Annotated in this window: 11 protein-coding genes; 6 read left to right on the top strand and 5 right to left on the bottom strand. The window is 64.7% G+C overall.

Going from position 1 to position 13,751, the window contains the following annotated elements:
- Positions 1-297: 297 nt before the first annotated feature.
- Positions 298-1,482: a CsgG/HfaB family protein gene (locus AUL28_RS00110; protein WP_058598834.1), complete on the bottom strand. Its 1,185-nt coding sequence runs from the start codon at positions 1,480-1,482 to the stop codon at positions 298-300.
- A 35-nt stretch (positions 1,483-1,517) separates the two neighbouring features.
- Entirely contained in the window at positions 1,518-2,159 is a 642-nt protein-coding gene (locus AUL28_RS00115; RefSeq protein ID WP_202814770.1) for a curli assembly protein CsgF, read from the bottom strand.
- Positions 2,160-3,079: 920 nt separating this feature from the next.
- Here AUL28_RS00115 and AUL28_RS00120 point away from each other — a divergent pair.
- The 6 genes from AUL28_RS00120 (at position 3,080) to AUL28_RS00145 (ending at position 9,059) form a co-directional block, all read left to right on the top strand.
- On the top strand, positions 3,080-4,003 hold the full coding sequence (locus AUL28_RS00120; protein ID WP_156419841.1) for a ubiquinol oxidase subunit II: 924 nt from the start codon (positions 3,080-3,082) through the stop codon (positions 4,001-4,003).
- The gene (locus AUL28_RS00125) at positions 3,984-6,056 is read left to right on the top strand and encodes a cbb3-type cytochrome c oxidase subunit I (protein WP_082640133.1); all 2,073 of its coding nucleotides are present in this window, start codon (positions 3,984-3,986) and stop codon (positions 6,054-6,056) included. The genes AUL28_RS00120 and AUL28_RS00125 overlap by 20 nt, the downstream gene beginning before the upstream one ends.
- Complete coding sequence (locus AUL28_RS00130; protein WP_062230106.1) at positions 6,053-6,676, top strand: cytochrome c oxidase subunit 3; 624 nt, start codon at positions 6,053-6,055, stop codon at positions 6,674-6,676. The genes AUL28_RS00125 and AUL28_RS00130 overlap by 4 nt, the downstream gene beginning before the upstream one ends.
- Positions 6,673-6,999, top strand: coding sequence for a cytochrome o ubiquinol oxidase subunit IV (gene cyoD / locus AUL28_RS00135; protein WP_062230109.1), 327 nt, complete (start codon positions 6,673-6,675; stop codon positions 6,997-6,999). Before AUL28_RS00130 ends, cyoD begins: the two co-directional genes overlap by 4 nt.
- 109 nt (positions 7,000-7,108) lie before the next feature.
- Positions 7,109-7,969 (top strand): amidohydrolase family protein, encoded by an 861-nt coding sequence (locus AUL28_RS00140; protein ID WP_062230111.1) that lies wholly within the window; start codon positions 7,109-7,111, stop codon positions 7,967-7,969.
- A gap of 238 nt (positions 7,970-8,207) precedes the next feature.
- Positions 8,208-9,059 carry a formate/nitrite transporter family protein gene (locus AUL28_RS00145; protein ID WP_244493360.1) on the top strand — a complete coding sequence of 284 codons (852 nt, stop codon included), beginning with the start codon at positions 8,208-8,210 and terminating at the stop codon, positions 9,057-9,059.
- Between the two features lie 6 nt (positions 9,060-9,065).
- On the opposite strand, the gene AUL28_RS00150 is transcribed toward AUL28_RS00145, so the two are convergent.
- The 3 genes from AUL28_RS00150 to AUL28_RS00160 all read right to left on the bottom strand — a co-directional run bounded on the left by AUL28_RS00150 (position 9,066) and on the right by AUL28_RS00160 (position 13,727).
- Positions 9,066-10,325, bottom strand: coding sequence for a DUF2254 domain-containing protein (locus AUL28_RS00150; RefSeq protein WP_082640134.1), 1,260 nt, complete (start codon positions 10,323-10,325; stop codon positions 9,066-9,068).
- Between the two features lie 434 nt (positions 10,326-10,759).
- Positions 10,760-11,743 carry an asparaginase gene (locus AUL28_RS00155; protein WP_062230113.1) on the bottom strand — a complete coding sequence of 328 codons (984 nt, stop codon included), beginning with the start codon at positions 11,741-11,743 and terminating at the stop codon, positions 10,760-10,762.
- Between the two features lie 154 nt (positions 11,744-11,897).
- The gene (locus AUL28_RS00160; protein ID WP_062230296.1) at positions 11,898-13,727 is read right to left on the bottom strand and encodes a flavin-containing monooxygenase; all 1,830 of its coding nucleotides are present in this window, start codon (positions 13,725-13,727) and stop codon (positions 11,898-11,900) included.
- Positions 13,728-13,751 lie beyond the last annotated feature (24 nt).

Below are 13,751 nucleotides of genomic sequence, written 5' to 3' on the forward strand. Positions count from 1 at the left end.
GCAGGAATGCCGGCGTCAGCTTGCCGGTGAACGGAGATACGCTGAATCGCCATGAGGGCTCGGCGCTGACCGAACCCTCGCGCCTTCCATGAAGTGAATCAGGCAAGCACGTATCAGCTCTCCAGGGAGCGAGGCCCCCATGCCCCGGTAGTCTGCCCGCGCCGCTCGCTGCAGCACCGACCGGCCAAAGCAAAACCGCGCCGAAACCCGTTGTGGATTTCGACGCGGCGGAAGAACGGGCCGATGAGGCACTGACGGGCGAGGCGCGGCGAGATCGCCCGCTTCGGCTGGACGAACTTAAAGGCTGGCGACGCTCTTCGTGTCCGTCGACGGGATCGAGCCCAGCGAGGGTTCGTTCGGTGTGGGAGCCGGCGGGAGTTGTGGCGGCTGGTTCTGATCGGTCGGAACGGGGCCGACGCCTGGAACCTGTCGGATGCCGGTCTGCCCTGCGGGCTGGGGCGCAGCGCGCGACACGGGCCGCGTCGTGCTGGTGACCGCGCCGGGCGACAGGGTGCGGACGGTGACCTGCGGGGGCTTGGAGGGCACGGTCGGGGTTATCTTCGCGGCGTTCTCGGTTGCGGGACGGGGCGGTGGCGGGGCCGTCGGGTCGAGATAGTCGCCATATTTGGACGCGCGGTAAGCCGCGACCGCCTCAGCGCCGGCCTGCGGGTTCGCGAAGGACCAGATCTTGAGTTCCGACCCTTCCACGATCAGCGACAGAACCGCTTGCTCGATGGCGGATTGGACGGCGATCTGCTTGGGCTCGTTATAGGTCACGCCTGCTTCGGCTTCCAGAAGGCTGTCCAGCTTGACGTAGCGGAAGGTCCCGCCTGTCAAGGAATAGGACACGACCGCCTTGCGGCTGGTCACGCTGGCCAGGACTTCGCCGGTCTTGGTGGACACCGCGCGCAGGGTCACGGTCACGACATCGTTGATATATTTGGCGTCGCCGCCGATCCCCAAGAGACGCGCGCCGGCGCCGCCTGTCGTGATGTTGGTGTCGTAGCCGATAATGCCGCCTTCGATGATGATGCCGGCATGAAGCAGAGGCGGGAGGGCCGAAGGGTCCACCGCCGTTTCGTTCTTGTAGATGCGGCGCATCTCGGTGACGATCTGGCGCTCGCGCAGGAGGTTTTCCAGCGCCTTGCGCTCCAAGACGGTGAACCAGCGGCGCTCGCCGGCATCCTGCATGGCCTTGATGAGAATCGCCGCGCCGCCTTGCGTGACCGCCCGCGAGAGCGACTGAACGTTGTCGCGCTCCTTGAACTGGCCTGTCAGGTCTTCCATGTCGTAGACGGCGACCACGGTCTTCTCGCGCGGCGGCGGCAGGCTGCGCAGGAGGTCGCCTTGCTTGGTCACCGGAGCCACGATGGGCGCGGGGTCCAGCTTGGACTCGTTTGTGACGCAGCCCGACAGCGTAACCGCAGACGCACCCAGAAGAAACGCACGCGAAGCGAGCGCCAAGCGGAAACGCATGGCCATCAGAAGATTCCTACAAAGCCGACTGAACGCGTGGCTTAATTGATGCCGAGCGGCGTGAGAGCCGATTGGTTCAAGAGAGATGAGACACTGGACCGCGACGACGTGCCCGTGCCTGTTCCCGTCGATGACGTGCCGGTTGACGATGTCCCCGTCGAAGCCGTCGTCGTGGGAGAGGACGTCACGAGCTGCGGAACCACGATGTCCGTAACGGTGCCGTCCGTCGAATTCTCGATGCGAAGACGAATGGACGTCAAAGTGCGCTCGAAGGTCACCTTCGTATCGCCGAACTGAACCGTGCCATTGTCCTGCGGATTCTGGCCGAAGATCGCGTCCGTCACCTGGCTGGCGAGGGCCGAAAGGAGGCGCCCCTGAAGTTGGCGCACGAAGAGATCGGCATCCGAGTCTCTTGAATTGGTCAGCCCGGACCCGGTCGTGCTCGAGGTATCGACCGGCTTCTTGTAATCGCTCGCCGTCGCGTTCTTCTGCGCGCCAGCAATTGATAAGAGATGCGAAGAATTCAACGGATTGCCGCCGAAGGAAGGATTGATCGGCGTGTAAACCAAATCTCCCGCCAAAGCCGGCCCAAGACAGAGGCAGGTTACGGAAAGCAAAACAAAAGATTTTAAATACAGGTGGGGCATAGCTTTCCCTTCCGGAAACGCCGCGAGATTAGACATCCCAGTGTGACCGTCGCAAGATCATGCAACAGAAACCTTGCGGAAACATGCCCGGTGCGACTTTGAGGCCACGGTTCCCTTGGCTTCTCTTTTCGGTGTTCTAAAGTCAAGCTTTCCCAAACCTATCCGCGCACCATTTCACCGCCGATGCTTTCGGGTTTCACCCGTTTTCGGCCTAGACTCTCGATGATCGCCGCACCGGGATCGCAGAAGAGACTTGCGTCGTCATGGGGTTCGGTTGCGCGCACCGCCCCTCATGGCTCTGCGATGAGCAGGGGCTCGGTCCCTGCGTTCGGGTGACAGACTCTGGCAGCCAGGCCTTACCTGGGCCTCACAAGACCGCAGCGGGTCCGCGAGCCAAGGAAGGGCTCCGTACCATTCAGGCACTATTCGATTGCTATGGATACTAACTCAGCAAACCATGGGAACTCTCAAAGCCGGTATCCACGCCCCGCCTCATCAAAGGGCGGAGCGATCATGTCGCACCATCGCCGCTCACCAAATTTTCGCGATACCTTCTCACTATCTACATGATGTATATATGAGGAAATATATTTATTTATCCATTATATAACTTGCTTTGGCCTACAAAAGGGCAATCAAACCGATCCTGCTGCAATCGGGTTCCATCATTTTTGCTCGACCTTGAAAACGCATATGCCCAGCCAAGTTAGGCACGGGGTCGGTCGCACTTATGGATCGGGTCGGGCAGAGAAGATGACGCGCGCCACTTTACCTCAAATTGTCCATGACATCAGGCAGCCGAGATTGCGGCGATCGCCGTTGGATGCGCTCCGGCACTGTCCGGCGGCAGGTCCCATACGGCTGTGCTCACCCTCCCTGCCCTGCATGTGCCCCAGGCGCGCCCGAGTATGACGGCGAAGGATCGGTATCGTCCCAGGTTCTGGCGCATCGACCCATTGCGGTCTCTCTGGGCGTTGGCGCTTCTGGCGCCCTTGGTGCTCCTGTCGGGCTGTGGCTCCGGCATCAGCTTTCTCGACCCCCATGGACCCGTGGCCGCCACGCAGCGCGATCTCTTCTTTGAGGTCACGTTCTGGATGATGGTGGTGGTTCTGCCGGCACTGTTCCTCGTGCCTTTTGTGGCCTGGCGCTACCGGCGCAAGGCGACGCGCTCGGCCTACAAGGCGGACTGGCAGTTTTCCTGGGGCCTCGAGATCGCGGTCTGGGTCATTCCGATCGCGATCGTGGTGATGCTGTCCGGGCTGATTGCCGGCAAGGCGCGCTCGCTTGACCCTTACGCTCCGATTTCTTCCAGCCAGCCGCCGCTGGACGTTCAGGTGATCGGCCTCGATTACAAATGGCTCTTCATCTACCCCGAACAGAAGATCGCGAGCCTCGGCGTGATGGCGCTGCCGGTAGGCCGGCCGGTGCGCTTCCACCTGACGAGCGATACGGTGATGCAGTCCTTCGCCATTCCCGCGCTCGGCAGCCAGATCTACGCCATGGCCGGCATGGTGACGCAGTTGAATCTTCTGGCCGACCGGCCGGGTGTGCTTCTGGGGCAGAACACCCAGTTCAACGGCTTCGGCTTCCAGGCGCAGAAATTCGACGCGCTCGCCCTTCCCCCGGCCGATTTCGACCACTGGGTGACAAGCGCACGAGAAGCCGGCCGTACGCTGGATCAGGGCGCCTACGCCATCGTCTCGCAGAAGGGTGAACTCAAGGACCTGCGCTCGCGCTTCCCCTTCGACCCGGTCAAGGGGCTCCTCTTCTCGGACCTCGATCCGAACCTCTTCTCTAGCACCGTCGCGCGCTATCGGCCCGAGGCCGCCCATCGCCACGAAAACAACGACAACAAGGGACATGCTCATGCCGGCCCATGACGGATGGTGGGGCTTCGTGTTCGGGCGTCTGTCCTATGACGCCTTGCCCTTCTACAGCGCCATCGCCACGACGGCCGCCTCGCTGGTGGTGATCGGCGCGCTCGCGGTGGCCGGTCTCGTGACCTGGGCCGGGCGCTGGGGCTGGCTCTGGCGCGAATGGCTGACCAGCCTCGACCACAAGAAGATCGGCATCATGTATGTCGTCCTGTCGCTGGTCATGCTGTCGCGCGGCGTGATCGAAGGCGCGATGATGCGCGCGCAGCAGGCCATCGCGCTCGACAATCCCGGCTATCTCCCGCCCGAGCATTTCGCGCAGCTCTTCTCCACCCATGGCTCGATCATGGTCTTCTTCATGGCGATGCCCTTTCTCACGGGCATCATCAATTTCGCGCTGCCGCTTCAGATCGGCGCGCGGGATGTCTCCTTTCCGCTGCTGAACTCCATCTCGTTCTGGCTGACGGCGGGCGGCGCGGGCCTCATCATGATCTCGCTGGTGATCGGCAAGTTCTCGACCGGCGGCTGGACCGGCTATCCGCCCTATACGGACATCACCTACAGCCCCGGCGTCGGCCCGGATTACTGGATCTTCGCCATCACGCTCGGCTCCATCGCCTCGACCATGACGGGCATCAATGTCGCGGTGACGATCTACAAGAAGCGCTGCGGCGGCATGACGCTGTTCCGGATGCCGCTCTTCTGCTGGACCTCGCTCTGCACGGCGATCCTGATGATCTTCGCCATGCCGCCCCTGACGGTCGCCACCGGCCTGCTCGCGCTCGACCGGTATGCCGGAATGCATTTCTTCACCAATGACGGTGGAGGCAATATGATGAACTTCGCCAACCTGTTCTGGCTGTTCGGTCATCCCGAAGTCTATATTCTGATCCTACCGGCCTTCGGCGTCTATTCGCAGGTCATCTCCAACTTCTCGTCCAAGGTTCTTTATGGCTACGATTCGCTGATCGTCGCCACCATGTGCATCGCCGTCCTGTCCTTCACGGTCTGGGTGCATCACTTCTTCACCATGGGCCAGAGCGCCGATCTCAACGCCATTTTCGGCATCGCCACGATGACGATCGGTATTCCGACCGGCGTGAAGATCTACGACTGGATACTCACCATGTTCCGGGGCCGGGTGCGGTTCTCCGTGCCCATGCTCTACTCGCTCGCCTTCATGGTTCTCTTCACCATCGGCGGCCTCACGGGCATTCTCCTCGCCAACCCCGCGATCGACTATCAGGTGCACAACTCGGTTTTCCTGGTCGCGCATTTCCACAACATGCTGATCCCCGGCGTGCTCTACGGCATGATCGCGGCCTATACCTACTGGTTCCCCAAGGCCTTCGGCTTCCAGCTGGACGAATGGTGGGGGCGTGTCTCTTGCGGCTGCTGGGTCACGGGCTTCTGCCTCGCCTTCCTGCCGCTCTATCCGCTGGGGCTTATGGGTATGCCCCGGCGCTCGCAGGAATTCTTCGAGCCGGCCTATCTGCCCTTCACGATCGTTGCCGGCATCGGCGCCCTGTTTCTTCTGGCGGCCTTGGCGAGCCTCTTCATCCAGCTCGTCGTCTCTGTTCGTCGCCGCGCGGAACTCGCCGTGCCGGCGGGCGATCCCTGGAACGGCCGCACGCTGGAATGGGGCATCCCCTGCCCCGCGCCCGAATATAATTTCGCGGTCCTGCCGATCGTCGATGCGCGCGACGCCTTCCACGCCGCCAAGAAGGACGGCACGGCCTATCCTGCGCATCGCTTCTATTCGCCGATCGAGCTGCCGAAGAATTCGGGCATCGGCGTCGTGTTCGGGCTGGCGCTGGCCGCGGCCAGTTTCGGCCTGATCTGGTGGATGTGGTGGCTGGTGGTGGCGGGCGGCCTTGTGGCGCTGGGCGCGCTCGTCGCGCGCTCCTTCAACCTTGATACGATGCGCGTCATCCCGGCCGAGGAAATCCGGCGGCAGGACGAAGCCTTCCTGGCGCTCGTCCATCGCACGCCGCAGGTCTCGCGCGATGACGAAGCCACAGCAACCAATATGGGCCTCGCGGAGCCAGCCGGCGTATGAGTTCCTCCCTCAACCGGCATCCCGGCATCAATCTCGGCGCGACCGATCCCAAGACCCACATCGACGCGGAAGAAACCGTGTTCGGCTTCTGGGTCTTCCTGATGAGCGATCTCGTCCTGTTCGCTCTTCTGTTTGCCACCTATGCCACCATGCTCGGTGGGACGGATGGCGGCCCCGGCCCGCGCGACATTTTCGAGATCGGTGGCGCGGCGCTGGAAACCGGCGTTCTGCTTCTCTCCAGCCTCACCTTCGGCATGGCCTCGATCGCCATGAAATATGGCGAGTCCCGCCAGCGCCTGATGCTCTGGCTGGGCGTGACGCTGCTGCTCGGGCTGCTCTTTCTGGGGCTGGAACTCAAGGACTTCGCGCAATGGGCCGCGCAAGGCGCCGTTCCCTCGCGCAGCGGCTGGCTGTCCGCCCTCACCGCGCTTCTGGGAACGCACGGCCTGCATGTGGCGGCGGGCTGCCTCTGGATCGTGGTGATGATGATTCAGGTTCAGGTCTTCGGCCTGCGCAGCGAGGTCAAGCTGCGCATCATCCGGCTGGCCCTGTTCTGGCACCTTCTCGACATCGTCTGGATCGGCATCTTCTCGGTCGTGTATCTCGGAGGGCTCGCATGAGCGCGACACAAGACGAGACGCGGGCCGAGAAGGCGCGCGAGCTTCGCTCCTATATCACCGGCTTCGCCGCCGCCGTGGTGCTCACCGTGATCCCGTTCTTGTCTGTGGCGACGGGCTGGGCCTCCTTCGACACGGTGGTGCGCGTCATCGGCGTCTGCGCCTTGGTGCAGGTCGTCGTTCATTTCCGCTTCTTCCTCCATATTGGCTGGAACCGCTCGACGCGGGACGATCTGCAACTGATCCTCTTCACGACGCTGATCATCCTCCTGATGGCGGGCGGGACGATCTGGGTGCTGGCCAATCTCCATCACCGCATGATGTGAGCCGGCCAAGGCGCGCGGGAGTTCTCAGGCCCCCACATCTCATGTGCGGGGGCTTGCGCCGGGGCGCGCGGCGGTTTCAAAGGGAGCATCCAGACTGGGAGGTCCCCCGATGCCGAGTGTTCCGATCATCGACACGCATGTCCATCTCTACGATCCGGCGCGGCTCGACTATCCCTGGCTGGCCTCCGTGCCGGCCATTCAGGGTGCGTTTCTCATGCCCGAGTTCGACCGGGCGCGCGGCGCCATCGCGGTCGAGGGAATCGTCTTTGCGGAAGTGGACGCAGCACCCGGCCGGGAGTTGGACGAGGCGCGCTTCGTCGATGAACTGGCCGAGGCGGACAACCGCATTCGCGGCATCATCGCCTCCGCGCCGGTGGAGCGGGGCGCGGCCGTGGCCGAGGATCTGGAGCGTCTTGCCGCGATCGGCCGGGTCAAGGCCGTACGCCGGTTGATCCAGGGCCATGCCGACCCCGCCTATTGCCTGACGCCGGCTTTCGTGGAGGGCGTGCGCGAGGTCGGCAAGGCGGGCTTCGCCTTCGACATCTGCATCTACCATCATCAGCTCGCCAGCGCGACCGAGCTGGTGCGCCGCTGCCCCGACATGCAGTTCGTGCTCGACCATATCGCCAAGCCGCCGATCGCGGCGGGCGGGCGCGAGCCCTGGGCGAGTGAGATGCGCGCCTTGGCCGAGCTTCCCAATATCACCGTCAAGATCAGCGGCGTCGTGACCGAGGCCGATCATGCCAACTGGCGGCCGGACGACATCCGCCCCTATGTCGATCACACGATCGAATGCTTCGGCTTCGAGCGCGTGATGTTCGGCAGCGACTGGCCGGTGGTCAATCTCGCCTCCAGCTATCAGGCCTGGGTGGAGATGCTGGACGGGTTCCTCGCCGGCGTCTCCGACGCGGACCTCCGCCGCTTCTACCGCGAGAACGCGCTCAAGACCTACGCGCTCGCGAACGCTTGAGTCTGTCCAGCGAAAGACAAGAGCCAGAAGCGTTTGGGGCGGGCCTAAAGCTCGGCCGAAACGCTCCGGCCGCGAGCCAGCCAAGGACTCGCGGCCCGCTTGGGGCGACGAACATGGATCGTATGGCCCGGCAGGGGCGTTGATGTGAGCCTGCCCGGCTGCCCCTTCTTTCCTGAGGGGCAAAGCCGCCGCAGGAGCCGGCTGGGTTGAAACCGGCCCATCCGAAAGCGATCCCCCTTTGTCAGACCCCGCCTCCAGCGCGCCGACGCAGCCCTCCGGCACCCTGTCCGAAACCGAGAAGACATCCGTGAAGGCGCTAGGCTCGGGCTCCGCCAAGGTGGTGCACGAGGTCGTGCGCCTGCGAGGCGAGGAAGAACTGGACCGCCCGCTCCGCTCGCTTCTCCTGTCGGGCTTCGCGGCAGGCGTCGCGATCAGCGCCTCGGTCCTGACGGAGGCCTTCCTGCACCAACGCCTGCCCGACGCGCCCTGGCGCGAGCTCATCGTCTCGCTGGGCTACACGGTCGGCTTCGTCATCGTCATCCTCGGCAAGCTCCAGCTGTTCACCGAAAGCACGGTGACGGCCGTCCTGCCTGTCGCCACACGCCCGAGCGTGCGTAATCTGGCGCGGCTCCTGCGCCTTTGGGCGGCCGTCTTCACCGCCAATATGGCCGGCACGCTGCTCGTCGCCGCGCTGATCGCGCACCGCGTCATCATCGGACCCGAAACGCTCGGCGCGGCGCTGGACATATCCCGCAGTCTTCTCACGCATGGGCCGGGAGAGACCGTGCTCTTCGCCATGCCCGCCGGCTTCCTGATCGCTTCGGTCGCCTGGATTCTGCCCAACGCGAAGGGCAGCGAGTTCTGGGTGATCGCGCTGATCACCTATGTCATCGCGCTCGGCGGCTTCAGCCATGTCGTCGCCGGCTCGGTCGAAGCCTGGCTCCTGTTTCTTGTCGGCGAAACCGACCTTACGGCGGCCCTGACCCAGCTCATCCTGCCGGCGCTTCTCGGCAATCTGATCGGCGGCACCGGCCTGTTCGCGGTGGTGGCGCATGGGCAGGTGCGCGCCGAGATCGAAACGGGGGCGTAGTCGCCCTCAGGCGCGCTCCGCCCCTGCGTCCCAGAGCGCTTCATGCACCTGATGAAAGCGCAGGAGCGCGTCGCGATCGTCCTGCCGCGCTTCGACGCGCTCGCTCAAGCGCCGCGCCATGGCGCGGACCGGCTCGCGCGCATGGGGCAGCGCGTCGGCGAGCGCCTTGAACGTCTTGGTCAGGCGGAGCGACACCTCGACCTCGACCACGCCTTCGCGCAGGATCGGGTCGAAGGCATCGCGAAGGAAATCCTCCATCACCGGCCGCGCGACATGAACGCTCGGCGCATCGCGCAGCGCCTCCGCGTCCGGCTCTTCGGCGGGCAGATGAAGCAAGACACGCAGCAGCGCGTTCGACACCTCGATCGCCGTTCCCGGATCGTTGGTGGCTGGGGCCAGCGCCCGGCTCGCCACTTCCGACAGGGCGATGAGCCCGAGGCGCGGGTCATGGTCGAAGGTGCGATGCCGGTCGATCGTGAACGCGTCGAGCAGAGCGGCCATATCGGCCTCGTCCAGCTCGCCCTCCACATGGAGCACCGGCCGTCCGGGATGAACGAGCGTGCCCGGCAAAGCCGCGACATGAAGAACGAGGCCGCGCTCGGTCGATATCTGCCCGAGCGTCGGGACATCCAAATGGTGCACATAGCCCGTGCGCTTATGATAGAGCACCCGCGCTTCCGGCGGCACCGGCACCGCAGGCCGCCCGCCTAGGTGCGGTGCTTGCGCAAAGCGCTCCATCGCACTGGCGGCCGCATCCTCCAGCCGATCGATCACGTCGGACATGCGCCCGAACGTGGTGATATGCGAAATCCAGCGCAGCAGCGTCAGCACCACGACGAGGATCATCATCAGCGTGCCGGCGAACAGAACGAAGCGCCCTTGGCTGCCGTAGATGCCCGCTTGAAGCCCGATAATGCCGACCACCGAGAAGACGAAGGCGCCCAGAAAGGTCGAGAGGGCGTTCTGCGAGGTCGGGTCCTCGCGCAGCAGCTGCGTGGCGCGGGGCGTCGCGAGCTGGGTCGCCGAGCCATAGGCCGTGACCATGGCGGTCAGCGAGAAGGTGGTGACCGCCAGCATGCTGGAGGCCAGGATTTCAAGGATCGTTCCGACCGCGTCCTGCCCGACATCGGCTGGAAACTGATAGGGAAAATAGCGCCCGACGAGACCCGACACCGCCGCCGTCACGATGCCCGCGGCGCTGATCACGGCCGCTCGAAACCAGATTTGGCGGCGCAACCGTTGCAGAACCCAGGACCAACGTCGCATCGCATTCCCCCTTCGCTCGTCCCGTCCCAATTGGATCAAGGCGGGGCAAAGCAAAGGGAGGCGAGAGATAGCGAGGGAAGAGCGAGGCGATTCAGTCCGTCTAGGGCAGCACCTGAATCAGAGCAGAGGACAGAATCTTGGGTCGCAGGGCTGTCAAGGGATTTGGTTTTAGCTCGAGGAGCGGAGCACAACCCTATGCAGCGCAGGGCCAAGCATCGGCAACGACGCCATGGAGCCGAACCACCGACAGACCGACCCTGCGAGATTCTGTGAGACGCTCGAAGCCTTCCTCACGAGATGGGCTGCGGAGGCGATCCGAGATCGGCGGCAGAGGGCGAAGCGCCGACCGGCCCATAATCGAAGGAGTTCGCCCCGCCGACTTTTATGCCAGGAGACGGCATGATTGCCGTCGCCTGCCGGCTCCGACAGCGGTCTCACCCGCCGAAGAACTCCACGTCCGCGCGCAGCCGCTCCGGCCCTTCGCCAAGGCCCAGCAGCACGGCGGCGAGAATGCGCGCTTTGACGCCCGCCAGATCGCCGGCGAAGATCCCGCCATTGCGCGCCACGTCCTTGCCCGCGCCATTGCCGTAGATCGGCTTCACGCGCCCTTCCGGGCAACGCGAGCACATGATGACGGGCACGCCGCCCTGCACGATCTCGCCGATCGCCTCCGTCACGACAGGCCTGCAATTGCCGCGCCCAAAGCCCTCGATGACGAGCGCCTTCGTGCCGCCGGCCACCAGCGCGCGGATCAGCCGGTCGCCCGTGCCGATACCGAGCTTCACGAGATCGACCTCGCTTTCGAGCCGTGCGGGCATGGGATAGGTGCGGCGGATCAGCGGGCGGCGGTGGACAATCACATCCTCCCCGTCCACCTCGCCGAGCTTGCCGTGCTCGCCCGAGCGGAACGTATCGGTGCGCGAGGTGTGCGTTTTCGATACGTCGCGCGCGGCGTGGAACTCGTCTTCGAAACAGATCATCGCGCCGAGCCCGCGCGCCTGAGGGGCGGCCGCGAGGCGCACGGCGTTGGCGATGTTGCGCGGCCCGTCCGTATCGGGCGCATCGGCGCTCTTCTGCGCGCCGGTGAAGACGACGGGCTTGTCGCCGGGCACCAGAAGATCGGCCAGAAAGGCGCTTTCCTCCATCGTGTCCGTGCCATGGGTGACGACGACGCCGTCGCAATCGGGCCGCGCCACATGCTCGGCGATGCGCCGCGTGAGCGAGAGCGCGAGCGGCAGATCGATGGCGGACGATCCGACGCGACAGAAATCGTCCACCGCCAGCTCGATCCCCTCCAGCGGATCGTGAAGGCTGGCGCGCAGGTCCGCGCCCGTCATCTCGGCCACGACATCGGCCCGCGCCCCGCCCGGCCGCGAGGCGATGGTGCCGCCGGTGGTGATGAGTTGGATGCGCGCCATGCCCTGCCCTTTCGCCCTGTCGAAGCAGCGTGAGGGATAGGGTCAAACGCCCGCCGCGTCCATGCGCGGCGGGCTGGTTTCGATTGGCCTCGGTCAAGACCCGCTGAGTCCGAAGGGGCCGGATCGCCGCCCCCCTCTCTTCCTCTTTGCCGGCTTATTTCAGGTGATGGACCTCTTGCAGCCCATAGACCGGCGTCTCCAGACCCTCCATCCGCGCCTTCAGCTGCAAGGCGAGATAGAGCGAATAGTGGCGGGACTGGTGGAGATTGCCGCCGTGGAACCAGAGCGCTTCCTGCTGCGTCGGCTTCCACATGTTGCGCTGCTCGCCTTCCCAGGGGCCGGGGTCCTTCGGCGTGTCGGAGCCGAGGCCCCAGACCTTGCCGACCTTGTCGGCCACCTCCTGGCTGATGAGATCGGCGGCCCAGCCGTTCATCGAGCCATAGCCCGTGGCATAGACGATCAAATCTGCGGGCAGTTCGGTGCCGTCGTCGAGCTTCACTCCGGTCTCGGTGATCTCATCCACCTGCCCGGCCTTCAGCTTGATGCGCCCGTCGATGATCATCTGGCTGGCGCCGACATCGATGTAATAGCCCGAGCCGCGACGCAGATATTTCATGAAGAGGCCGGACCCGTCCGCGCCCCAGTCCAGCCGGAAGCCGGCCTTTTCGAGGTCGCGGTAGAAGTCCGCGTCCACCTCGGCGATCTTCTGGTAAACCGGAATCTGGAACTCGTGCATGATCCGGTAGGGCAGCGAGGCGAAGATCAGGTCGGCCTTCTGCGTCGTCACGCCATTGGCGAGCGCCCGCTCCGAGTAGAGATCGCCGAGCCCATGTTCCATCAGCGATTCCGAGCGCACGATATGGGTGGTCGAGCGCTGGACCATGGTGACGTCCGCGCCCACCTCCGCCAGGGCGGCGCAGATGTCATGGGCGGAATTGTTGGAGCCGATGACGACGACGCGCTTGTCCTTGTAGGCGTCGGGGCCGGGATGATCAGAGGAATGCTGCTGCTCGCCCCGGAACCGGTCCATGCCCGGAAAGCTCGGCCAGTTCGCCTTGCCCGACATGCCGGTGGCGAGCACCAATTGCTTGGGGCGCAGCGTCACCTCCTCGCCATGGCGGTCCACGACGACGGTCCACTCGCCCTTGGCCTCGTCGTAGCGGGCGGATTTGGCCGTGGTGGAGCCCCAATAGTTCAGCTCCATCACCTTGGCATACATTTCCAGCCAGTCACCGATCTTGTCCTTGGGGGCAAAAACCGGCCAGTTCTTGGGGAAGTCGATATAGGGCAGGTGGTCGTACCAGACGGGGTCGTGCAGGCAGAGCGACTTGTAGCGCTTGCGCCACTGGTCGCCGGGCCGCTCGTGCCGGTCGATCACGATGGTCGGCACGCCCAGCTGGCGCAGGCGCGCCGAGAGAGCGATGCCGCCCTGCCCGCCGCCGATCACCAGGACATAGGGCTGCTCGCTATAGCCGAGATTGCGCGCCTCCGCCTCGCGCCGCTCAGCCCAGGTCTGGCGGTCGGCATGGACGCCATGCTCGGCGCCTTTCGGGCGCCGCTCGTTCATCGGCTCCTCGAAGCCTTTCAGCTCATGCAGCGTCGTCAGAAAGGTCCAGGCCTTGCCGTCCTTGAGGCGCAGAAGGCCTCGGCCCCGGCCCTGATCGGTCTCGAAGCTGAACCAGGCGGTGACGACCCCGCCGTCCTCGCTCGGCTCCTCGTCCAGCTGAAAGTTCGAAGCCGCAATATGCGGCAGCTGCTCCTCTAGCATCTCCCGCACGCCCTCCGGCCCCTCCACCGTCTTGAGGTTCCAGGTGAAGGACACGAGATCGCGCCAATAGCTTTCGGTCGCGAACAATGCGGCGGCGGCTTGTGCGTCCTTGGCGGTGAGCGCGGCTTCGAAGCGATAGAACCAGTCTTCCGCCTTCTGGCGGGCTGGAGCCTTGGCGGCGCGCTCCGCGGCGGGGCGTTCCAGAGTTTCGCTCATATCGGTCATTCCTCCCAAAACGAA

The organism is Aureimonas sp. N4 (assembly GCF_001463925.1).
Lineage (GTDB): Bacteria > Pseudomonadota > Alphaproteobacteria > Rhizobiales > Rhizobiaceae > Aureimonas > Aureimonas ureilytica_A.

Bases quoted from the DNA above. Each gene is read 5' to 3' on its own strand.
- AUL28_RS00110 (WP_058598834.1), bottom strand. From the start codon at position 1,482: ATGGCCATGCGTTTCCGCTTGGCGCTCGCTTCGCGTGCGTTTCTTCTG.
- AUL28_RS00115 (WP_202814770.1), bottom strand. From the start codon at position 2,159: ATGTCTAATCTCGCGGCGTTTCCGGAAGGGAAAGCTATGCCCCACCTG.
- AUL28_RS00125 (WP_082640133.1), top strand. From the start codon at position 3,984: ATGCTCATGCCGGCCCATGACGGATGGTGGGGCTTCGTGTTCGGGCGT.
- AUL28_RS00130 (WP_062230106.1), top strand. From the start codon at position 6,053: ATGAGTTCCTCCCTCAACCGGCATCCCGGCATCAATCTCGGCGCGACC.
- cyoD (WP_062230109.1), top strand. From the start codon at position 6,673: ATGAGCGCGACACAAGACGAGACGCGGGCCGAGAAGGCGCGCGAGCTT.
- AUL28_RS00140 (WP_062230111.1), top strand. From the start codon at position 7,109: ATGCCGAGTGTTCCGATCATCGACACGCATGTCCATCTCTACGATCCG.
- AUL28_RS00150 (WP_082640134.1), bottom strand. From the start codon at position 10,325: ATGCGACGTTGGTCCTGGGTTCTGCAACGGTTGCGCCGCCAAATCTGG.
- AUL28_RS00155 (WP_062230113.1), bottom strand. From the start codon at position 11,743: ATGGCGCGCATCCAACTCATCACCACCGGCGGCACCATCGCCTCGCGG.
- AUL28_RS00160 (WP_062230296.1), bottom strand. From the start codon at position 13,727: ATGAGCGAAACTCTGGAACGCCCCGCCGCGGAGCGCGCCGCCAAGGCT.